20 protein-coding genes are annotated in these 22,423 nt (G+C 36.0%); 11 read left to right on the top strand and 9 right to left on the bottom strand.

What is annotated here, in order from left to right:
- Positions 1–81 precede the first annotated feature (81 nt).
- From FW780_RS18080 to FW780_RS18060, 5 genes are all read left to right on the top strand, one after another.
- Positions 82–1,167 carry a sensor histidine kinase gene (locus FW780_RS18080; RefSeq protein WP_149835077.1) on the top strand — a complete coding sequence of 362 codons (1,086 nt, stop codon included), beginning with the start codon at positions 82–84 and terminating at the stop codon, positions 1,165–1,167.
- Positions 1,168–1,170: 3 nt separating this feature from the next.
- Positions 1,171–1,845 (top strand): LytR/AlgR family response regulator transcription factor, encoded by a 675-nt coding sequence (locus tag FW780_RS18075; RefSeq protein ID WP_149835076.1) that lies wholly within the window; start codon positions 1,171–1,173, stop codon positions 1,843–1,845.
- 326 nt (positions 1,846–2,171) lie between these two features.
- Positions 2,172–2,906 (top strand): dioxygenase family protein, encoded by a 735-nt coding sequence (locus tag FW780_RS18070; RefSeq protein ID WP_241676941.1) that lies wholly within the window; start codon positions 2,172–2,174, stop codon positions 2,904–2,906.
- A 141-nt stretch (positions 2,907–3,047) separates the two neighbouring features.
- Positions 3,048–3,695, top strand: a complete 648-nt coding sequence (locus tag FW780_RS18065) for a pirin family protein (RefSeq protein WP_149835075.1) — start codon at positions 3,048–3,050, stop codon at positions 3,693–3,695.
- 36 nt (positions 3,696–3,731) lie between these two features.
- On the top strand, positions 3,732–4,229 hold the full coding sequence (locus FW780_RS18060) for a hypothetical protein (protein ID WP_149835074.1): 498 nt from the start codon (positions 3,732–3,734) through the stop codon (positions 4,227–4,229).
- A gap of 159 nt (positions 4,230–4,388) precedes the next feature.
- Here the strand turns inward: FW780_RS18060 and FW780_RS18055 are convergent, their stop codons facing one another.
- The gene (locus tag FW780_RS18055; RefSeq protein WP_149835073.1) at positions 4,389–5,414 is read right to left on the bottom strand and encodes an LLM class flavin-dependent oxidoreductase; all 1,026 of its coding nucleotides are present in this window, start codon (positions 5,412–5,414) and stop codon (positions 4,389–4,391) included.
- 324 nt (positions 5,415–5,738) lie between these two features.
- Complete coding sequence (locus tag FW780_RS18050) at positions 5,739–7,877, bottom strand: S9 family peptidase (RefSeq protein ID WP_149835072.1); 2,139 nt, start codon at positions 7,875–7,877, stop codon at positions 5,739–5,741.
- Positions 7,878–8,207: 330 nt separating this feature from the next.
- Between FW780_RS18050 and FW780_RS18045 the strand changes: the two genes are divergently transcribed.
- The gene (locus FW780_RS18045; RefSeq protein WP_149835071.1) at positions 8,208–8,720 is read left to right on the top strand and encodes a YceI family protein; all 513 of its coding nucleotides are present in this window, start codon (positions 8,208–8,210) and stop codon (positions 8,718–8,720) included.
- An 85-nt stretch (positions 8,721–8,805) separates the two neighbouring features.
- A complete protein-coding gene (gene ygiD, locus FW780_RS18040) occupies positions 8,806–9,633 on the top strand; it encodes a 4,5-DOPA-extradiol-dioxygenase (RefSeq protein ID WP_149835070.1) in 828 nt (275 codons plus the stop codon).
- Between the two features lie 78 nt (positions 9,634–9,711).
- Here the strand turns inward: ygiD and FW780_RS18035 are convergent, their stop codons facing one another.
- The 3 genes from FW780_RS18035 to hutH all read right to left on the bottom strand — a co-directional run bounded on the left by FW780_RS18035 (position 9,712) and on the right by hutH (position 13,296).
- A complete protein-coding gene (locus tag FW780_RS18035; protein WP_149835069.1) occupies positions 9,712–11,187 on the bottom strand; it encodes a S8 family peptidase in 1,476 nt (491 codons plus the stop codon).
- A gap of 91 nt (positions 11,188–11,278) precedes the next feature.
- Positions 11,279–11,725, bottom strand: a complete 447-nt coding sequence (locus FW780_RS18030) for a GNAT family N-acetyltransferase (RefSeq protein WP_149835068.1) — start codon at positions 11,723–11,725, stop codon at positions 11,279–11,281.
- A gap of 83 nt (positions 11,726–11,808) precedes the next feature.
- Entirely contained in the window at positions 11,809–13,296 is a 1,488-nt protein-coding gene (gene hutH, locus FW780_RS18025) for a histidine ammonia-lyase (RefSeq protein ID WP_149835067.1), read from the bottom strand.
- A 130-nt stretch (positions 13,297–13,426) separates the two neighbouring features.
- Between hutH and FW780_RS18020 the strand changes: the two genes are divergently transcribed.
- Both FW780_RS18020 and uvrC read left to right on the top strand, forming a co-directional pair.
- The gene (locus tag FW780_RS18020; protein ID WP_149835066.1) at positions 13,427–14,188 is read left to right on the top strand and encodes a hypothetical protein; all 762 of its coding nucleotides are present in this window, start codon (positions 13,427–13,429) and stop codon (positions 14,186–14,188) included.
- A gap of 86 nt (positions 14,189–14,274) precedes the next feature.
- Positions 14,275–16,068 carry an excinuclease ABC subunit UvrC gene (gene uvrC, locus FW780_RS18015; protein WP_149835065.1) on the top strand — a complete coding sequence of 598 codons (1,794 nt, stop codon included), beginning with the start codon at positions 14,275–14,277 and terminating at the stop codon, positions 16,066–16,068.
- A gap of 394 nt (positions 16,069–16,462) precedes the next feature.
- Here the strand turns inward: uvrC and FW780_RS18010 are convergent, their stop codons facing one another.
- Genes FW780_RS18010 through FW780_RS18000 form a run of 3 tightly spaced genes read right to left on the bottom strand, consistent with a single transcriptional unit; the run spans position 16,463 to position 19,188 of the window.
- Complete coding sequence (locus tag FW780_RS18010; RefSeq protein ID WP_149835064.1) at positions 16,463–17,203, bottom strand: hypothetical protein; 741 nt, start codon at positions 17,201–17,203, stop codon at positions 16,463–16,465.
- 10 nt (positions 17,204–17,213) lie between these two features.
- Entirely contained in the window at positions 17,214–18,293 is a 1,080-nt protein-coding gene (locus FW780_RS18005) for a putative type IX sorting system protein PorV2 (protein WP_449386657.1), read from the bottom strand.
- 16 nt (positions 18,294–18,309) lie between these two features.
- Positions 18,310–19,188 carry a DMT family transporter gene (locus tag FW780_RS18000; RefSeq protein WP_149835062.1) on the bottom strand — a complete coding sequence of 293 codons (879 nt, stop codon included), beginning with the start codon at positions 19,186–19,188 and terminating at the stop codon, positions 18,310–18,312.
- 171 nt (positions 19,189–19,359) lie between these two features.
- Here FW780_RS18000 and FW780_RS17995 point away from each other — a divergent pair, with 171 nt between their 5' ends.
- Positions 19,360–19,881, top strand: coding sequence for a GNAT family N-acetyltransferase (locus tag FW780_RS17995; protein WP_149835061.1), 522 nt, complete (start codon positions 19,360–19,362; stop codon positions 19,879–19,881).
- Between the two features lie 285 nt (positions 19,882–20,166).
- Entirely contained in the window at positions 20,167–21,795 is a 1,629-nt protein-coding gene (locus tag FW780_RS17990; protein ID WP_149835060.1) for an acyl-CoA carboxylase subunit beta, read from the top strand.
- An 85-nt stretch (positions 21,796–21,880) separates the two neighbouring features.
- Here the strand turns inward: FW780_RS17990 and FW780_RS17985 are convergent, their stop codons facing one another.
- A complete protein-coding gene (locus FW780_RS17985) occupies positions 21,881–22,078 on the bottom strand; it encodes a hypothetical protein (protein ID WP_149835059.1) in 198 nt (65 codons plus the stop codon).
- Between the last annotated feature and the right edge of the window lie 345 nt (positions 22,079–22,423).

Here is a 22,423-nt window from a genome sequence, read left to right as displayed (position 1 = left end):
TTGGTCTCAGGTGTATTTTATATATGTCATTTTATTACATTTGAATTCAGAAAAGAACTGCATTTTAATTCATTATACTGCATGAAAAAAATTGCCCAACATATTATCCTAATCCTGTTACTTTTGACAATTCCGATCGTTTCTTCCCCAGATTTTGACGGAACGTTATCTGTGTTTAAGGTATCCCCATTCCAGAGAGAGTTTATTCGTTTTGTGCTGGTGGTAATTTTTTTCTACGTCAACCTCAACCTGTTTCTACCTAAGCTTTATAGTCGGAAGAAATATTTTCTATTTACACTCTGTCTTTTGATATGTTTTGGAATTATGGTTTTTGTTCCGAATTATCTTACCGCTGAAAACAGAATTCCTGTCCGACATTTTCCTATGCAGATGCAGACACCTGCAAATCCCAACGGAGACATGCCACCTCAGCCACTGGGAGAAAGGTTTCCTCAGGAAGATTTCCAGCATAAAAATAATACATTTTATGGCCAGATGATCTTCTCATCACTTCTGCCATTCCTGTTTTCGTTTTTATCCTCTCTATTTATTTTTAAAAATATTGAGAAAAAAGAACTGGAACGTTCCAAAGCCAAGGCAGAATTATTAAGCTTAAAATACCAGCTGCAGCCTCATTTTTTATTCAATATTTTAAATTCTATATACTCACTGGCATTACTCAAATCAGAGGATACTCCCAACGGAATCCTGAAACTCTCCAATGTCATGCGCTATGTGGTACAGGAGAGCAGTAAAGATCTGGTAAAACTTAGCAAAGAAATTGAATATGTAAAAGATTATATAGCTCTTCAACTGCTCAGAACAGACAGCAGCCTGGATTTTTCCTATACTGAAACAGGAGAAACAAAAAAACTGCAGATAGCTCCGTTTATTTTGGTTAATTTTATTGAGAATGCTTTCAAATATGGTTTTAATGCAGAGGAAAATTCAAAAATATCCGTCAAAATAATTATCCGGGAAGAATCTATACATTTTAATGTTTTTAATAATATTGTGACCCGCAATATTACGGATGAAGAAAGTTTAAAAGTTGGATTGAAAAATACTCTTGAGCATTTACAACAGGTTTATCCGGGAAAATATTCGTTACATACTATGAATAACGGAAGGACTTATGAAGTTGATTTAAAGATTAATTTACTGTAAACTATGATAAAAGCCATCGCCCTTGACGATGAAATTCTCGCCTTGAAAATCATTGAAAATTATGCCGGCAAAATTGAAAATCTGTCTCTGGAAAAGATCTTCAATACTCAAAGTGATGCGCAAAAGTATCTCAACAAATTCCCTGTTGACCTCATCTTTCTGGATATAGAAATGCCTCCCAAAAATGGTATGGATTTTTATAAAAATATCTCCCAGAACACCAAAGTTATTTTTACCACAGCTTATTCAGAATACGCCGTAGATGCTTTCAGTATTAATGCTGTAGATTACCTGTTAAAACCATTTTCTTTTGAAAGATTCAGAGCAGCTGTTGAAAAAGTAAAAACAAATCCTGATACCGATGAGATAAAATACCTTTCCATACGTGCGGATTACAAACTTCATAAGATCAACTTTAATGATATTCTTTTGATTGAAGGACTAGATGATTATATCCAGATTCATTTGATTGATCATTCTACCATTACTGCACGCTCTTCCATGAAAAACATTTTAGAAAAGCTGTCTGAAAAAGATTTTGTGAGAGTTCATCGTTCTTATATTGTTCCCGTACAAAACATTAAAACAATCGTCAATCGCAGCATCCATATCGGAGCATTCATTATCCCTATTGGAGAAACCTATAAAGATATTGTCATGAAAATTGTAAATAAATGACGTCTTTCTTTATTCTGATTAGGAGCTGTTACCCGCTTTCCGTTACAATCTTTTTTTCAAAAAGGATTTCTACTGCAATCGGGGCTAGAATATTTTTCCCATTATTACAATTTCTCATTAAATGAATTGTGAGATCTAATCCTCACAGTTGTTGATAATATTCTTAACGATTCTTAAAAAACACTCATTTACCGACACATTTTCTTCGTTTACCTCATAAATTTTCCTGCATTGTTTTTTGAAAATACTTTTGGGATAAGAAACTCATGAAGATGAATAATTTAGACTGATCGTCTTTACGTATAATAATCTTAAAACCCTGTATTATGAAAACAATGAACAGAAAAGGCTTTCTGAAAAGTCTGGGCCTGGCAGGGGTAACAGCCGTTGCCGCTCCCCTTTTAATCCACTGCGGAAATGACGATGATATAGTAGACTCCTCTTCCGATACCTCTACAGGATCTGGTTCTACAGGATGTTCTGTTACAAACACAGAGACAGAAGGTCCGTTTCCTACAAAATCTCCATCAAGCTTGGTTCAAAATAATATTGTAAGTGACAGAACAGGAATTCCTTTTACCATTACTATAACCATTCAGAATGTAAATACTGGCTGTGCCATTCTTCAGGGTGCCTTTGTAGACATCTGGCATTGTGATAAAGACGGAAATTATTCCGAATATGGAGGAACAGGAATGCAGTCTGCCAACTATACTTCCGTTCATTTTTTAAGAGGAAGACAGACTACAGATGCCAATGGCCAGGTAAACTTTACTTCTATTTTCCCGGGCTGGTATAACGGAAGAGCTACTCATATTCACGTTCATGTTTATAATTCTGCAGGACAATCTTTATTGGTCACCCAGATTGCATTTCCTGAGGGAAGTAACAGTGCGGTAGTACAAGTAGCGGCAAGCACTGGTTACAAAGGAATGAACGGATATACATACAATGCCAATGATAACGTATTCAGTGACGGAACGTCTAATGAAATGTCTAGTATTACCGGAAATATAAGCGGAGGTTTTGCGCTTACTCATACTATAAAAGTTTCGGCATAAACGCTGAGAAGTTCTTTAATATTAGTTATTAGCCATTTCCACAAAGCACAGGTCTGGTAAAGATGTGAATTATTCTAGTGTTACCTATCCTCAAAAGCAATGATCAGTCTGTGCAAAGTGGAGATATTAAATCATACAGATATGTTAGTTCAGACCCCTTCAAAAATTTTCAAAAATGATTTCAGAATCTGGCAGGAAAATGAAAAAAGTGTAATTACAGAAATTCTGAAAGATGAAGAGAAAACCCATACTTTGGTTAGTCTAAAGGAAATCCTACTGGATATTGAAGGAGAAGTGAGATTCAATTTTGATGGAGAAAGAACACTTCTTATCCTTCCTTTGTATGGAGAGATTATTATTACTGATTTTTATGAACCGATTTCAGCAGGAATGTCACTTACTGTGAATACTCAATCAGGAAAAGATATTGTCATCAAAAATCTGGTGCATCATGACAGGTCAGACCTTTTAGTTTTTGAATTTAAAAAAGAAGAATGCCCTCAGAAGTTTTCCAAAAACGAGTTAGATTTCACTCTTAAAAACAATACTTTTCAAATTTCAAAAACAATACGACACCCCAATTTCATTGGTCTATACAATAGCCGGGCTGAAGGATATTATGCATTGAAGGAATCAGATAAATCTATTTTCGGAATGGTTATTAATGGAGCATTTGAGTTTCAAAACAGACTGATGGAAAATCGGGATGCAATTCTTCTCTGGGAACTGGAAGAATTGGAATTTGAAGCATTAAGTGAAAATGCTTTGATCCTTTTTATGGAAGTTTAAAACTAAAAATACCTTTTATACATCAAACGATAACCAATGAAAAAAATAAAACTTGCTTTTCGTATTGTTATTGATCACAGTTCTGAAATGATTTGGGATCGGTATGTTTTTGATGATACCTATTTTGAATATAAAATTCAACATCAGGTTTTTGATGACAAAGAAAATCCCGTGAAGAACTATTGGGAGCTGCTTCAGAAAAATCCGGGCGCCAAACAAATTCCTTTTTTATTAAGTGGTGCCGCCAGCAACTATGTTTCACAATTGGGTGGAGTGATCAGAAGCTTACCTGATGTATTAGGAAGTACGTTTTTTCCTTTTGCCAATTTTAAGCTGGATCTGATTTCTTCTCATCTGGAAGATTCTTCAAAACATAAAATAGGGCTTACCTTTTTTTCATCTGAGCTTTTGCTAATTGATATCATAGACAACAAATATCTTCTCAGCCAGGAAGTGAATCAGGATAATGGATGGGAAACATTCATGCTTCCATTTCATCCACAGATTGCAATAGCATATTATCAGAAAATATAATTTTTGTGATTTCTATAGAAAGAGGCTATCTCAAAAGTCAAATAATTTGGCTTTTGTCATTCTGAACGAAATGAAATGTAGTGAAGAATCTCATATACTTGGTTATCTATGAAATTCTTCCTTCGTCAGAATGACACTTCTGAGACAGTCTCTTTTATTTTATAAGTCTTTAATGACTGGCTTCACTTCATTTCCAAACAATTCAATAGACTTCATCATCACTTCATGGGCAGGATCTCCCACATCCATGTGTCCGATAAATCTGGTAATTCCGAAAATTTCCTTCATATAAGCAATTTTGTCTGCTACTTCTGCCGGACTTCCGATAAATAAGGCACCATCTTTACTTCTTCCACCATCATACTGCGCCTTTGTATAAGGAGCCCAGCCTCTTGAAGCCCCAATCCTATCCATCTGGGATTTATAATTGTGAAAATACCCATCCGCTACTTTTTGATCATCACTCACAAAAGTATGGGAATGAACAGCAATCTGCATCTTAGCAACATCATGCCCTGCTTTTTGGTATTCCTGCTTATAGAATTCGATCAGATTTCTAAACTGAATTGGCATTCCTCCAATGATAGCTACCACTAAAGGCATTCCCAATTGTGCCGCGCTTAAAACAGATTGAGGAGTTCCTCCAACTGCTCTCCAGATTGAAAGTTTTCCCTCATTTTTTGCTCTTGGATACACGGTTTGATTATGCATTGGGGCACGAAGTTTTCCTGACCAGCTTACATTTTCCTCGGAATTGATTTTCAGTAATAATTCTAACTTTTCGTCAAATAGCTGTTCATAATCATCCAAAGAATATCCATATAAAGGAAATGATTCAATGAAACTTCCACGTCCCACAAATATCTCTGCTCTGCCATCTGAAATAAGATCCAATGTTGAAAAGTCTTCATATACTTTTACCGGCTCCGAAGAACTTAAAACCGTAACCCCGCTGGCCAGTTTTATATTTTTTGTAACACTTGCTGCCGCTGCCAATACCATTTCCGGAGAGGAAACGGCATAATCTGCACGATGATGTTCTCCCATAGCAAACACATCAATTCCCACCTCATCCATCAATTTTACCTGATCCAGTATTTCACGAATCTTAATTCCCGCATCTCTATATTTTCCGGTGGATTGGTCAAAAGCCAAATCCCCGAACATTCCTATTCCTAATTCCATATTATTGATTTTAGTAATACAAAATTACAGCTATGAAAAATCAAAAACATTGATGTTTGGTAAGATCGGAGGCTTAAACAAATAGATACCTTTTGTTGGAAAACGCAAAGGCGCGATTTTTGAAAAACAGATGCTTTAAGGCGCCAGGATTTTATTTGCAATAAAATTTCATAATCCTAATACTATAAAAAATCCTTGCTGAAAATCTTTGATTTTCTTGTGCCTTAAAACAGCATGATAATAAAATTCTTTGCGCCTTTGCGTTTTCCAACTACCCTATTTATCAAAAAAAATCCAGCCTAAAATTAGACTGGACTTGTATTATTATTTCTTCAGATATAAATCAAAATAATCTGTAATCTTCTGCATCAGGTGAACTCTGTCTTTACCTATCACATTATGCGGATGTCCCGGATACGTAAAGTAGTCTAGCTGAACTCCGTTATCAACCGCAGACTTGATGAATTTGATAGAATGCTGCCATACTACTACATCATCCTGCGCCCCGTGAATCATCAGTAATTTCCCTTTCAGGTTCTGAACTTTATCCAAAAGATTAGCAGCGGCATATCCCTGTGGATTTTCCTGTGGGGTATCCATATATCTTTCTCCATACATGATTTCATACATACTCCAGTCGATTACCGGTCCTCCTGCTACTCCTACTTTGAATACATCCGGCTTACGAAGCATAAAACTTGTCGTCATAAATCCTCCGAAGCTCCATCCATGGATTCCCATTTTGTCACCATCTACATAAGGAAGAGACTTTAAGTATTCTACCCCTTTCATCTGATCATTCATTTCTGTAGTTCCCAGATTTCTGAATACTGCCTGCTCAAATTTCATTCCACGGTTAGAAGAACCTCTTCCGTCCATTGTGAAGATGATATACCCGTTCTGAGCCATATATTCATACCAAAGGTTTCCGGAAGCAGGGAAACTGTTTGTGATCAGCTGTAAGTGCGGTCCGTTATACAAATAAACAATGGTAGGATATTTTTTATTCGGATCAAAATTTGTTGGAAGGATGATTTTTCCATACAAAATAGTTCCGTCATCTGCCTTTAATTCTACATTTTTAATTTCTGGTCTCTGATAATTCTTTAATGGATTTTCAGAAGTAAGGATATTAGTAGATTTTAAATTGGCCGTATTAATAATATTAGCAACTCTCGGTGAACTGGCATTGCTGTAAGCGTCATAAAGGTAGTTTCCGTCACTGCTCAAAGTTCCTGCATGCATCCCTTCCGCACTGTCCAGCCTCTGCATTTTGAAGTTCGTCCAGTTGATTCTGTATAAATGTCTTTCTAAAGGAGTCTCTTTCGTAGAAGTGAAATAGATTTCCTTTTTCTTTTCATTGAATCCTAAAATATCTGTTACCAGCCAGTCACCTTTTGTGATTTGTGCAACCAGTCCTTTTTCCAGACTGTAATGGAACAGATGATTGTATCCCGTTCTCTGACTCTGCCAGATAAAATCTGTATTGGAGTTCGGAAAGAAAGTAAGCGGATGCTGCGGTTCTACATATTTACTGTCTGTTTCTTCAAATAATGTTTTTACCAACTCTCCTGTAGTCGCATCATATTGATTCATTTTCATATGATTCTGGCCTCTGTTCAGAACTCCTACAAAAATGTACTTAGAATCCGGACTCCAGGTAACAGCTGTTAAATATTGATCTTTTTCTCCTTCAACTTTTAAGAAAGTCGTAGATTGAGTTTTAATATTGAAAACCCCTAATGTCACCTGATGAGAAGTCTGACCAGCCATCGGGTATTTGATATTATGATTAACAGCAGGCGTTACAGACCAGTCAATGATTGGGTAATCTGCCACCATGCTCTGATCCATTTTATAGAACGCCACGCTCTCAGAGTTTGGAGCAGGGAAAATTCCGGTATCAATTCCGAATTCATTTCTGTGAACAGCCTGTCCGCTGATGATATTTTCATTAGACTCATTGGTTACCGCAATGGTCTTTCCGTTCCTGTTTACAAATAAATTGTTCTTTGCTGTGAAGGCAAAAGTCTGGCCATCCCCAAACATTTTCACATTCGCGGCATCCTGATCTACAGAAGCTGTATTTTTTACTTTCCAGTCATTTCCGGATTTTTCAATCCAAGACATTTTCCCGCCAGTGGTAAAGTATCCGTTGGAGTTTCCTGTAAATTTGATTGCCGGAACAGTTTTCAACTTCTCACCGGATAAGTTTCTATTCAGTTGACTTAACGAGATTAGGGTATCCTGTTTATTGGTTTTTAAATCTGTAATCAGATAACCGCCTTTCACAGCCTGAATGTATGACTTTCCGTCTGCAGCCCATGAAAATTGGGAAATATTTTTCACCGCAAGGTTTGTTCTCATCCCATTTACAGCCTCAGCCATCGTAAATTTCTGGGTCTGGGCAAATGCTGAACTGCCTAAAACCAGCATCAATAAAGAAAATTTATGTAATTTCATTGTATAAAATTGAATCCACCAAAAATAAGAAATAAAAACCAACCGTTAAGAAATGTTAAATTAAAACATTCATAAAATGGAATTTATACACTAATAAGAAATTATTTCTTAACTTAATAGTAGAATTTAAAGGGGATTAAGAGGTGAATAGTGAATCGTCAATCCGCCTTGCTTGTCAATTTAATGTTGGAATAAATTCACCATTCACTTGCGAAGCAAAATTGACGATTGATAGTAGAAAAATACATTTCTTATCCTATATCAATGACTTGTATATGCTCCCTATCCTAAATTTGCATCATTAATAACAAACAAAAAATACAAAATACAATGGCAACAAAATGGATCTTAGACCCAACGCATAGTGAAATTACTTTCAAAGTAAAACACATGATGATCTCTAACGTAAAAGGAAGCTTCAGAACTTTCACTGCTGAAATTGACTCTGATGATGAATTTTTTGCAAATGCAAAAACTACAGCTACAATTCAAACAGATTCTGTATTCACAAACAATACAGACAGAGACAATCACTTAAAGTCTGCAGAATTTTTCAATGCTGAAGTACACCCTACTATCACTTTTGAATCTCAGGCATTAAATAATTCAATTGTTGGAAATCTTACAATCAACGGAATTACAAAACCTGTAACTCTTGATGTAGACTTCGGAGGAATTAATGTAGACCCATGGGGAAATACAAAAGCAGGTTTCTCTTTTGAAGGAAAAATCAACAGAAAAGATTTTGGATTAAACTGGAATGCAGCTCTTGAAGCAGGAGGTGTAATGGTAAGTGATGATGTAAAAATAGCTGGTGAATTACAGTTTGTAAAACAAGCATAGTTTATAACACATAATATAAAAGGTTCAGGGATTTGTCTAAAAGCCTTGAACCTTTTATTTTTTTAGACTCTTCAATATTTAATTTATGAACCTCAACGATCTTCAAAACATAAGCAATAGTTTTAAAAATACACAGAGAATGCCCGTTTTATTTCTTGGACATGGTTCACCTATGAACGCCATTGAAGAAAACCAATTTGTACAGGGTTTCCGAAAAGCAGCTTCTGAGATTCCGAAACCTAATGCAATTCTTTGTATTTCTGCCCATTGGTATACCGACGGAACTTTTGTAACCGCTATGGATATGCCTAAAACCATCCATGATTTTTATGGATTCCCAAAAGCGCTTTTTGATGTACAGTATCCTGCTCCGGGAAGTCCGGAATTAGCAAAAGAAGCAGCAGAACTTCTTCTGCCGGTTGATGTGGAAGAAGACCATAGCTGGGGGCTGGATCATGGTGCATGGTCTGTAATAAAACATATGTATCCTGATGCAGATATTCCTGTAATTCAGCTGAGTATAGACCATACAAAACCACCGCAATATCATTATGATCTTTCCAAAAGACTGAATAAGCTGCGTGAAAAGGGTATTCTGATCATAGGAAGCGGAAATATTGTTCATAACTTAAGGCTTATCGACTGGAAAAATATTAATACAGTAGGTGCCGGCTGGGACTGGGCAATAGAAGCTAGAGAAAAAACCAATAACTGGCTTTTGGATGGAAATTTTCAGAATATTATCGATTATCAGAAACAGGGAACTTTCTTACAATATGCAGTTCCTACACCTGATCATTATCTTCCTTTATTGTATACTTTAGGATTAAAAGATCAGTCTGAAGAGCTAACTTTATTTAATGATGAACTGATAGGAGGCTCACTGAGTATGACGAGTGTAAGGATCGGATAATCATAACCGGATATTAAAAATAAAAAGGAAATACCTCAAATGAGATATTTCCTTTTCTTTTTATAATGGTAGTATAATTTACTGTACTGCTTTTAAAACATTGATGTTTCCGTAGCCGTAGTTTGAATTAACATTTGGATAATAGGTTGCAGACTGTCTCATTTTATTAAGAACCTGCTCTCTTGTCCATGATGGATTTTTAGCCCAAACTAAGGCTGCAATTCCTGCCGTAGCAGCTGTAGCAACTGAAGAACCTCCTACATAATCTGCCTGTCCGTTATAATAGCTCAAAACCGGAACCGTATTTCCTGAAGGTCTCTCCATCTGGAAGGTAAAATCAATCTGACTTCCGGAGTGGCAAACATCACATTTCTGATTAGAAGTATTTTCTTTCACCCCTGTTATCGCCTGTGTTTCTGACATCGAAGCCGGGAAAATCACTCCAACAAAATTAGTGAAGCTGGTAGAAGTACCTCCTGCACAGAAGATCAGTTTTCCTTTAGAATAAGCATATTTAACACCATCCTCAATTTTCCCGACAGAGAAAATATGTCCCATTGACATTGAAATGATTTTTACACTGGTATTGTTACCCAATTCTGTAAAAGCCGTTTTTACAGCAGTCTGCTCACTGGAAGTTTCCAGCACAACATTTTCTGCAGCTCTGTAAGCGATCAGATTTGCATTGTAAGCAACTCCTACAGGCAATCCTGCATTATTTCTCGGAGCTGTCATCACGGAAGCCATTTTTGTTCCGTGCCCGCACTGATCTCCGGATCCGTCAGAATTATAAACTCCGAGTTTACTGATTGTTCTTCCTGAAGAAGCTCCATTGTTAAAGCTTCCTCCCAACAAAGTCTGTTCCGGAGAAACCCCTGTATCAATAAGTCCGATGGTAACGCCTGCTCCTGTACTGTAGCTCCAAGCTTCAGGAATGCTGTGCTTAGTGAAAGCCCATGGAATTTTTGCGCTTGGTGCTGTAGAGGTGTAATCTGCAGTACTTAATGTTGATGATGAAAAACCACATCCTGATGAACCGCTCCCAGAGGATTTTGCAGCAGATTGGTCCTCGAATTCAAAATAATGATAGTCTGCAGGCTCCAGATATCGAATTGTTTTCATTTGTCGAAGGGCGGTGATTGTTTCTTCTTTTTCAATCACAACATCCATCTGATTAAGATATTGGTCTGAAAGAAGAAGAAAACCTCTTTCATCTTTCCCTTCATATTTTTTGATGACAGAAAGTATCTCCTTTTCCATATCGCTGTTGTTTGGGGATTTACTTCTGTCGAAATCATCTTTAGAAGAGCCGAATCCGATAGATACCATTCTGTTTCCGCGGAAAATAGCACTCCACACAAAGTGATCTGACTCATTTTTCCAATTGAAAGCACCATCCGTTTTGATGGACTGATTGATCCGTTCATTGATCTGCTTTGCCGTCAACGGATCTTTCTGAGCCATTTCTGTTTTTACGTTTTCGTTCTGAAGTTCTTCTCTGGAACACGAGTGTAAGGCAAAAAATATTGCCAGTAGGAATACAGTTTTTTTCATATGTTATAATTTTGGTTGGATCCACAATATAACACTTTAACGGGAATTAAAAACTTAAAAAGTTTGAATTTACCATTACATGAATATTAAATTACAATACTTTCTCGTAGCAGACACTTTGCTCTATTCCAACGTATTGCCCATAGTTGGGTATTCTGTAAAAACCACTTTTTTCATACACAGAGATTGCACTTTTAAGGTCTTGAGAAGTCTCCAATACTGCTTTTTTAAAATTCAATTCGGATGCCCAGTTTTCGAGTTCTTTTACAATAGCTGAACCCAGCCCTTTTTTTCTGAATTCCGGATTGGTAAACATCCTTTTTATTTCTACTGTATCTTCGGAAAAAGGTTTGAACGCTCCGCAAGCTGCCGGAATAGTATCAATATAGACTACAATACAGTTTTTAATCGTATCGATTTTATTAAACTGAGCAAAAAAGTCATCTTCCTCACCATTATGTTCTGCTAAAGTAGCGTCAAGAGATTTTACTAATTTTTGAAAGTCTGTATTGGTGGAATCTGTTCTGAGTATGTGCATTTTGTTTGATTAAAAGATTGAAGAATTTAAAGATTTGTGAAAACAAAAAAGCTCCCTTTCGGAAGCTTTTATTGTATTTTAGATTAATTAACAACAAATTTTCTTTCGTTAATTAATTCCGCTATCGCCAGCATATCTTTACCAATCAGTCTATCATCTTCAAGTTTAGCAACTTTAGAACGAAGAATTGTAAAGTTCTCTTCAATTACTTTAGCGCATTTTGACGGTCTTCTGAATTCCAATCCCTGAGCAGCAAACATCAACTCAACAGATAGAATATTCACAAGGTTTCCAAGAACCTGATTGAATTTTCTTCCGGAAATACTTCCCATAGAAACGTGGTCTTCCTGACCTAAACTTGTAGGAATAGAATCTGCCGATGCCGGGAAACATAATGTTTTATTTTCTGTAACCAAAGCAGCTGAAGTATACTGAGGAATCATAAATCCTGAGTTTAAACCTGAGCTTTCCGTCAATAATCTTGGTAATCCGTATTTTCCTTCTAATAATAAGTAACTTCTTCTGTCAGAAATATTTCCCAATTCTGCAGCCGCCAATGTAGCATAATCTAAAGGCAAAGCCATCAGTTGTCCGTGGAAGTTACCCCCGGAAATAGATTCTTCAGCACTTAATACAATCGGGTTGTCCGTTACGGAATTCAGTTCTGTTTCCGCCATACTTCTAAGATGCTCAAAAGCATTTCTGCTGGCTCCGTGAACCTGTGGTACACATCTCATGGAATAAGGATCCTGAACTCTCTCACAATCTTCGTGAGCCTTCATATTTTCTGATCCTTTTAAGAATTTAAGCATTCTTGCCGCTACTTTTTTACTTCCTTCAAAAGGTCTTATCTCATGCAGCTCTTTTTTGAATGGGCTCGCAGAACCTCTGTATGCTTCAATACTCATTGCAGCCGTCATATCTGCAAGATCTAATAAATACTCGAATTTTTCAAGTCCTTTGATCGCATGAGCAAGGATAAACTGTGTTCCGTTGATCAGTCCTAATCCTTCTTTTGGGCCTAAAGCCAATGCTTCAAGGTCATGTTTCTTCAGAACTTCCATGGTATCAGAAATCTGATTTCCTTCCCAAACCTGTCCTAAACCTAATAAAGGCAAAACCAGATGGGCCAAAGGAGCAAGGTCACCTGAAGCTCCTACAGAGCCCTGTTCAGGAACTACCGGAATGATATCTTTTTCAAGCATCAAAATCATCCTTTCGATCACTTCCAGAGAAACTCCGGAAAAGCCTTTTGAAAGCGCATGAACTTTAGCAATCATCATAATTTTGGAAAGTTCTTTATCAATTGGCTTTCCTACTCCTACTGCGTGAGAGATGATCAGATTATATTGTAACTGAGCTGTTTCGTCTGCCGATATTTTAGTATCACATAAAGGTCCGAACCCTGTATTGATTCCATACACACATCTGTCAGACTCTACTATTTTCTGTACGTTTTTCTGAGATTTTAAGATTTGTTCTTTTGCGGCTTTATTAAGCTTGGCTTTATTTGGCTTTTTACAGATTTCCAGAACATCATGGAAAGTAAAAACATCTACCCCGTATATCATTTCTAAAAAATTTTCTTAAAATTACGCATTTAACAATAATTGGAAAAGCTAAATTTCAATCTTCTATATTTTTATATCAACAAGGAAATTATTTTACTATTTTTAGCCCCGAAATTAAAAACAATAATACATGAGACTGAAAACTCTACTCCTTGCTTTATGTGTAGCAAGCACAACAACTTTCGCCCAGAAAGTAAAATATTCTAAAGAGGACATCAAAAAAATGGAGACTTACCTTTTCAATGAAGGTTTTAATACGCCATCTCCTAAGAAAACATCTACAATCATCCTAAAAGACGGAACTACTTACAAAGGTTTCTGCAATAAGATTGAAACCAAAAAAGGACAGATCTATGAAGTAGCGATCAAAGACAGTATAACAAAAAAGAATGCTACTTTCAATGCTGATCAGATCAATGAAATGTATGTATACCCAAGCAATGCTGAAAAAATTGCTAAAGTGGCCAGATACATGGGGAATATCAGAAACTTTGGAACTAAGAAGCTGACTAAAAATACGAATAACGACAGAATTTATTTTGTAAACCAGACTGTTTCCTTAAAGAACAAAAAAGATGATAAGGAATTTCTAATGCAGGTTATCAATCCTGGTTTTGATGATATTATTTCAGTATATCACGATCCTAGAGCTAAAGAAACAACAGGTTTTTCTGTAATGGGCTCCCCACAACTTGGAGGCGGGGTTATCAAATCTTATTATGTAAAGAAAGGCGACAAAGTGATGTGGCTTCATAAAGATGATTTTGAAGAGAACTACGATTTTCTATTTGGTGACAATTCCGAGTTTATGAAAAAATATCCTAAAAACTCTGTGGAATGGGATTACTTCAGTTTTCTTGTAAGTGAATACACAGCAATGGCAAACGGATAAAATATTTGCAACAATAAAATAAAACCTGCGGACTCATCTGCAGGTTTTTCTTTTTTAAATAGGGAAAGTTTCCTTAATTTTGTTATATGAATCCTTCTTTAGAACTACAGCTCAAAACCTTACCATCCGAACCCGGCGTTTATCGTTATTATGATAAAAACGAACAGCTTTTGTATGTTGGGAAAGCTAAAAATCTCAAAAAAAGGGTTCTCTCCTATTTCAACAAAAACCTTTCCGGATACAGGATCAAAATAATGGTCGGTAAAATCCAGCGATTGGAAACGACAATTGTAAACAGTGAATATGATGCACTTTTATTAGAAAATAATCTGATTAAGGAACATCAGCCGTTCTATAATGTCATGCTAAAGGATGATAAAACCTATCCGTGGATCTGCATCAAGAATGAAGATTTCCCAAGAATCTTTCTGACCAGAAATGTAATTAAAGATGGATCCGAATATTATGGTCCTTATGCAAAAGTGCGTCCCGCAAAGATTTTACTGGACACTATCAAGCATATTTACAAGCTCAGAACCTGTAACCTGAATCTTTCTCCGGCTAAGATTGCCGAAGGAAAATATAAAGTATGCCTGGAGTATCATATCAAAAACTGTGAAGGCCCGTGTGAAGATCTTGAAAGCAAGGAAGAATATGATGAAAAGATAGATGCAATCCGTGGAATTATCAAAGGAGATTTCCGGAAAGCTAAGGATTACCTGGTGAATCAGATGATGAAACTGGCTTCCAATCTTCAGTTTGAGCAAGCTCAGATCATTAAGGAAAGACTGGATATTCTGGAGGATTATCAGGCTAAAAACACGGTAGTCAATCCTAATATTGATGATGTGGATGTCTTCGGAATGACCAGTGATGAAACGGCAGCTTATGTCAATTTCTTTAAAATCAGAAATGGAAATATCATCCAGAGTTTTACTACTGAAATTAAAAAAATTCTTGAAGAAACAGATGAAGATATTATGGAGGAGGCATTGATTGAGATCCGTCAGAAGTTTTCTTCGGATTCCAAAGAAGTCCTGTTACCTTTCCACTTATCTGTAGAGATTCCTAATGTAAAACTGATTGTTCCTAAAGTGGGTGACAAGAAAAGAATCGTAGAGCTTTCTGAAAAAAATGCTAAAGAATATCGTCTGGAAAAACTGAAACAGGTTCAGATTGTAGATCCTGAAAGGCATACCAACAGAATCATGGCCGAAATGCAGAAACTTCTGAGAATGCCTGTAGAACCAAGACATATTGAAGGTTTTGATAACTCAAACATCCAGGGAACTAATCCTGTTTCAGCATGTGTTGTTTTCAAAGATGGCAGACCGAGTAAAGCAGATTACAGAATTTTCCATCCTAAAACAGTGGAAGGCCCTAACGATTTTGCCACTATGGAAGAAGTGATCTACCGACGTTACAAAAGGATGGTTGATGAAGGGGAAGATCTTCCCCAACTGATTCTGATTGACGGAGGGAAGGGGCAACTGTCTTCTGCAGTAAAAAGCCTTAGATTATTGGGACTTTACGGAAAAATTACCATTGTAGGTATCGCCAAAAGACTGGAAGAGATTTTCTTCCCCGAAGATCCTATTCCTTTATATCTGGATAAAAAATCCGAAACTTTAAAAATTTTACAGCGTGTACGTGATGAGGCCCATCGATTTGGGGTAAAGCATCACAGAACAAGAAGAAAAAATTCTACTATAAAATCTGAACTGGAAGAAATTCCCGGTGTTGGAGAAAAAACTATTGAGCTGCTTCTGTCTAAACTAAAGTCTGTAAAACGCATCAAAGAAGCCAATATGGAAACTTTGGAAGAAATTTTAGGGAAAAGTAAGGCTAAAGTGATTTGGGAGTTTTTTAATGCCAATTGATGATCTGACGTAGTTTTATAATTATTTTTTATAAAATTTCACATCCGTTTACTATTTCATCACTAAGTGACAAAAATCAACACTTCCCTTATCGTAAAGACGATTTGTTAACAAAAAACACAAATAAATAAATATTTTATCAAAAAATAATATTATTTGTATTTTTTTCATAAATTAGTATTATCAACTAATAACGATAATGTTATGCAAATTTTTCTCATTTTATAAACCTTTCTACATTTTCATTTACCATTACAGATGTTGGCTTACTTCTTATATCTGTATAGTATTCATTTCTTGTAGAAAGTCCAGTCAAAAAATGAAAAACACATCAGCATATATATTATAAAAGGCTCTTTTTCAAGAGCCTTTTATGTTTACTATTTATTTTCAATTATTTTGCGGTAAAAACTTCTTTGGAATATCTTCCGTCAGCCTGTGGAATATCCATCACAATGCTTCCATTTTCAAAATATCCTATGGTAGTATTTCCATCGGCCAGTTTTACAATAAAAACTGAATTCTTAGAAGTTGTTTTGAAAACGGCAAATGGTACGGAACTGCCGGACTTTGCTAAGATAAACTGATTAGCATCAATCTGTATTTTCTGAACATCCAGTTTCCCATTTGTGTAGCTATTCGCTTCCGGAGCTGCTGTAGAGGCAACAGTTACAACAGGTTCAGGAGATGTACTCTGACCATTAGTGGATGCGGGCAATAGTGCTACAGGATTGGAAATTGGTATTTTTGTTACAGCCTGCTTCAAAGCATCCTGCGCCCCCTCTTCAAGTTCTTTGATATTTGAGCTTCCTTTGGATTCCAGGATCAAGTTATTATTACAGTCTTTAAACTGTATAATCAATTTATTTTTAAATAAACTTTTTTCATTCAAAATATCTGCTGTAACCACATTACAATAGTTCATTTTAGCATCAGCAGGCCAGTTATCTTTAATAATAGGAAGTACTACATACTTTTTCCCTGTTAAAGCTTTGGTGAAAAAGTTTTTTAAATCATAATCCTCCTTAAATGTTTCAAATTTTTCAGGAACTGAAACATATTTGTAGTCTGAAACTTTTTGTGCAAAAACAATTGTTGAACATACCGCCAACATCAACGTTGATAACTTTTTCATTTCTATAATTTTAATCGTTTCTGAATGCTCCCATATCCAGTTTCAATGAGAAGAAATTGGAATAGAAATTAGATCCGCCTATCCCTGAATTCGTAATTGCATAATCCAGTGTAAGCCCTCTGTACCTGATCCCAAGACCCGCACTCGGCTGGAAAGAAACTTTTCTCTTAAGATCTTCTATATCTGTAATTGATTGAAATCTGTTGATCCCCAATCTCACAAAAATCATTTTCTGATATCCCAATTCAGCTCCTGCATAAGGACTTATACTTGCAAAGTCTGTTGAAATTAATGAAGCGGTTTTAGCAAAATCTACGTTAATACCTGCTTCCGGCAGCACATAAACACTACTATTGATTTCAAATAATTTACTGGCCCCTACATTCAGCTTAGGCATTGTAAGTTCCAGTTTGTCTTTCGGTGCCGGGTTGAATTCTTCTCCGTTAACAACCGTTGAAAGCTCTTTCTGATTCACACTCCAAAAGTTCACGGTAGTTGTGATATCTCTTACCATACCTCCAAATTTCCATCCGTTATCCGCTTTATAAATAGCCCCCACATCAAAACCGAAACCATAACCATTTGCAAATTTACCAACATTTCTGTAGACAATTTTAGCATTTACCCCAACGTCAAGTTTTGGATTTCCTCCAGGTCTGAAAGCATAAGAAAGAATGGCTGCGTAATCGGATTGAGAGAATTTGGTGATTTTATCATAATCAATGTTCCCTTCAGAGTCAATCATCTGGGTTGTATTCAAAATATTGTCTACACCAAGTCTTACTACTGAAACCCCAAAAACACCTTCTTCAAGTACTTTTGCATACGCCAGATAGTCATATTTTGCGATAGACTCAAAGTATTCTGCGTGCATCGCGGCACCTTGCCAGTCTCTTTCAACAGACATTAAACCTGCTGGGTTCCACATTGGAGCGTAGACGTCATCCTGATTAGTGATTACTGCCCCACCCATCGCAAGTCCTCTAGCTCCTGCTCCGATATTTAAAAATTCATTGGAATATTTCCTGATAATCTGAGATTGAGAAAGCCCAAACAGCAGTGAAAATGCAAGTAAAAGATATTTTTTCATCATATAAATTTGATGCTTAGTTTAAGTTTTTAGTTTTTCTGGCTTTAATTAATCCATTTACTATGATTGCCAGTATCATAACTCCTGAAGCAATATAAAATATAGGGCTCATATGTTCTGATTCCCCAAAGATAAAAAAAGCTAGTATAATTCCGTAGACAGGTTCTAAATTAACTGTTAAAATTAAAGTGAAAGGTGATATATACTTCATTAAATTCACTGATTCTAACATAGGAAAAGCAGTGAAAACACTAGCTAACAAGCATATTAACGCCAAATCCCGGTAGTTTATTTCATTCATCTGAAAAATTTGCCCCGAAAGCAAATAAAATATCATTAAAATAAACCAACCACAGAAAATTTCATAAAAAATGATGTTTCCTGAACTCGTTTTGCCAAACATTTTACCATTAAAAACAGAAAAAATAGTCCCGAATACAGCACACAGGATTCCGTAAATAATACCTTCTTTAAAATGAAACTCTGTTTTAAAGATCAACAATATACAGGCAACGATGACTGTTCCCATTACCACTTCTGATATATCAATCTTCCTTTTGAAAATAATAGGCTCCAGAATCGAGGCAAAAAGGGTAGATAAGGAAAGACAGCTTAATGCAATAGAAACATTGGAAACTTTAATAGAATAGAAAAAGCAATACCAATGGAGCGCCATTGCAAAACCTATTGCTGCCAGCTGAAAAAATATTTTTCTGGAAACTTTTATACTGTCCTTTTTAAAAACCCTGATGAATACAAAAAGAAAAATGGAAGCAAAGAGCATCCTGTAAAATACAAGAATCTGTGCATTGGCATGAATCAATTTTCCCAAAATTGCGGTGAATCCCCACAAAAATACAATTAAGTGCAACCTGAAAAGCGCCAATTTATGCATAACCTATCTCCTTAGAATTTTTAACGTGCAAATTTACAAATACGCTTTTATAAATCTTATAAAAAAATATAAATTTACATTAACAAAAAGATGATAAATAAAGTTTTTAATAGTTTTTCACCTAATACAAGACCTTTTCTATTCATTTAATAAAAAAATCAAAATTACAATATGATATTAAGCCCAAATATTGAAATCAAAACAAAACGTCTAACCTTAAAGCCTGTTAAAGACTTATACATAGATGATATTTTAGAACATTTTACAACTGAAGTTACCAGATACATGCCTTTTGACCCGCAAGGCAACAGACAGGATATAATCACCTTTGTTAATGAATCAAAAAGAACTCTGGCACAAAACACAGATCTGGTAATGGTTGCCTTGGACTCCGATAGTAGTTTTACTGGGTGTTGTGGTATTCATAATATAACAGAAGAATCTGTTGAGCTTGGCCTATGGTTAAAAAAAAGTTCTCAGGGAAAAGGACTGGGAACTGAAATCATAACAGCTATCATAGAATTCCTGGAAAAGACTTTCACTTTTAAGTATATTTTATATCCTGTAGATGAAGAAAATATAGCCAGCAGAAAAATTCCGGAAAAATTAGGTTTTATTCCTGCTAAAAAATATAAAAAAGCCAAGAATCATCTTATTGACCTGAATATTGTAGAATATAGAAAGTATTACTAGCTATCACACAAACAGCAATAAAAAAACCCTGAAAATTTGTTAAACTTTCAGGGCCTTCAAATAATAAACTATTAAAAAAATAAACTAGGAACTTAGAGTATTTTGCAGAGAATATCACCTCTGTTACTCTAGTGTAAAGTTAGAAAAAATATAAATTATTTAAAAATATTTTTTAGTTAAAAATTTCACAATTTACTAGAAACCAAACTATTAAACACCTGTTTTACTTCCTGTTTGTATTCCTCATAAAAATAGTATCTTTAAGCGTAAAAAATTGAAAATTTTATGGACATCGAATTCAATAAACGAGAAGATCAGAACAGATTAAAATTATCTGAAATAAATCGCTTACTCACTGAGATCAAAAAAGGAGGTGGTGAGAAGAGGCTTCAGAAGCTTCGTGATGAAGGAAAAATGACAGCAAGAGAAAGAATAGATTATCTTCTCGATAAAGATTCAGATTCCATAGAAGTAGGAGCATTTGCAGGCTATGAAATGTATAAAGAGCATGGAGGATGTCCAAGTGGAGGAGTTGTAGTTGTTATTGGCTACGTTTCCGGAAGACAATGTATCATCGTTGCAAATGATGCTTCTGTAAAAGCAGGTGCATGGTTTCCTATCACAGGAAAGAAAAACCTGAGAGCGCAGGAAATTGCCATGGAAAACAAGTTACCAATCATCTATCTGGTAGACTCTGCAGGTGTTTATCTTCCTATGCAGGATGAGATTTTCCCGGATAAAGAGCATTTTGGACGAATTTTCAGAAATAATGCTAAAATGAGTTCCATGGGCATTATCCAGATTTCTGCTGTTATGGGAAGTTGTGTGGCTGGAGGAGCTTATCTGCCTATTATGAGTGACGAAGCCATGATTGTAGATAAAACAGGCTCTATTTTCCTTGCAGGAAGCTATCTTGTAAAAGCAGCTATCGGTGAAAGTATTGATAATGAAACATTGGGGGGCGCTACTACTCACTGCTCTATTTCAGGTGTAACAGATTATAAAGCTAAAGATGATAAAGATGCTTTGAACAGAATCAAGAACATAATGAAATCTATCGGAAGTACTGAAAAAGCCGGCTTTGACAGAATTGAAAGTTTTCCACCAAAAGAAAACCCTGAAAATATCTTCGGAATTATGCCGGTTTCCAGAGCTGAGCAATATGATACCTACGAAATCATTAAATGTATTGTAGACAATTCCGAATACGAAGAATATAAACCTGATTACGGTAAAAGTATCATCTGCGCAACAGCCAGAGTGGATGGCTGGTCTGTAGGTATTGTAGCCAATCAGAGAAAATTGGTAAAAAGCGGTAAAGGAGAAATGCAGTTTGGTGGAGTTATTTACTCAGATTCTGCTGATAAAGCAACCCGATTCATTGCCAACTGTAATCAAAGAAAAATACCTTTAATCTTCTTACAGGATGTTACCGGATTCATGGTAGGCTCAAAATCTGAACATGGAGGAATCATTAAAGACGGAGCTAAAATGGTAAATGCCGTTTCCAATTCTGTAGTTCCTAAATTTACCATCATTACAGGGAACTCTTACGGAGCAGGAAACTATGCTATGTGTGGTAAAGCTTATGATCCTAGATTAATTGTTGCATGGCCTTGGGCTGATCTGGCTGTAATGGGAGGAGCGCAGGCGGCAAAAGTACTTGCTCAGATCCAGGAATCTACGTTAAAGAAACAAGGAAAAGAAATTTCTGAAGAAGAACACAACGAAATCCTGGATACAATTTCAAAAAAATACCAGAAACAAACGGAATCTACTTATGCAGCAGCCAGATTATGGACAGATGCCATCATCAACCCTGTAGACACAAGAAAATGGATTTCTATGGGAATTGAAGCGGCTAATCATGCTCCTATTACTGAGAAATTCAATTTAGGGGTAATTCAAGTCTGATCATCAATACATTTATAAAAATAAACACGGCTATTTCTGTTTGAGATAGCCGTGCTTTTATATATACCTTTAAATGATAGGAATGTTAATTTCCATATTCTTCCTTACAAAATTCTATAGGGCCGCCCAGCCTCATACAGCATTGATATTTGCTCAGACAAATTCCATTAGGCCATCCCGGAGGATAGCACATTCCAAATGCCGGATCGTCTGGACAACCAGGGCCTCCGCTTCCTTTAAGTGATTTTAAACTCTCTCTTGAAATCTTTACTAGATTTTTCATAGTTATTTAGTTTTGGTAGTTCCTACTCTATTATAGCTTTTCGGATTACGCTTTTCTAATATACTATTTTTTCAACACCCAGTGAAATTTAAATAAAAATTTTGATCTTTGATTTTAAAGTTTACTAAGTAGGGGCTCATATATCTAATAATCTGTGAGTAATGAGAAAGTAGTTTAGTCAATATTCAGGAGCTTAATCCTACTATCCATTCATACTCCTCACGCCTTTGCTCTCACCCTGAACGAAGCCGAAGGCTCTCCGCGCGTGCTGCGGGGTAACCATTACTATCAGGGCTAGGGGAAAATCAATGATGAATTATGAGTTATGAATGATGAACTGGGGGA

The organism is Chryseobacterium sediminis (assembly GCF_008386505.1).
Lineage (GTDB): Bacteria > Bacteroidota > Bacteroidia > Flavobacteriales > Weeksellaceae > Chryseobacterium > Chryseobacterium sediminis.
This window is presented reverse-complemented; position numbering and strand designations above follow the sequence as displayed.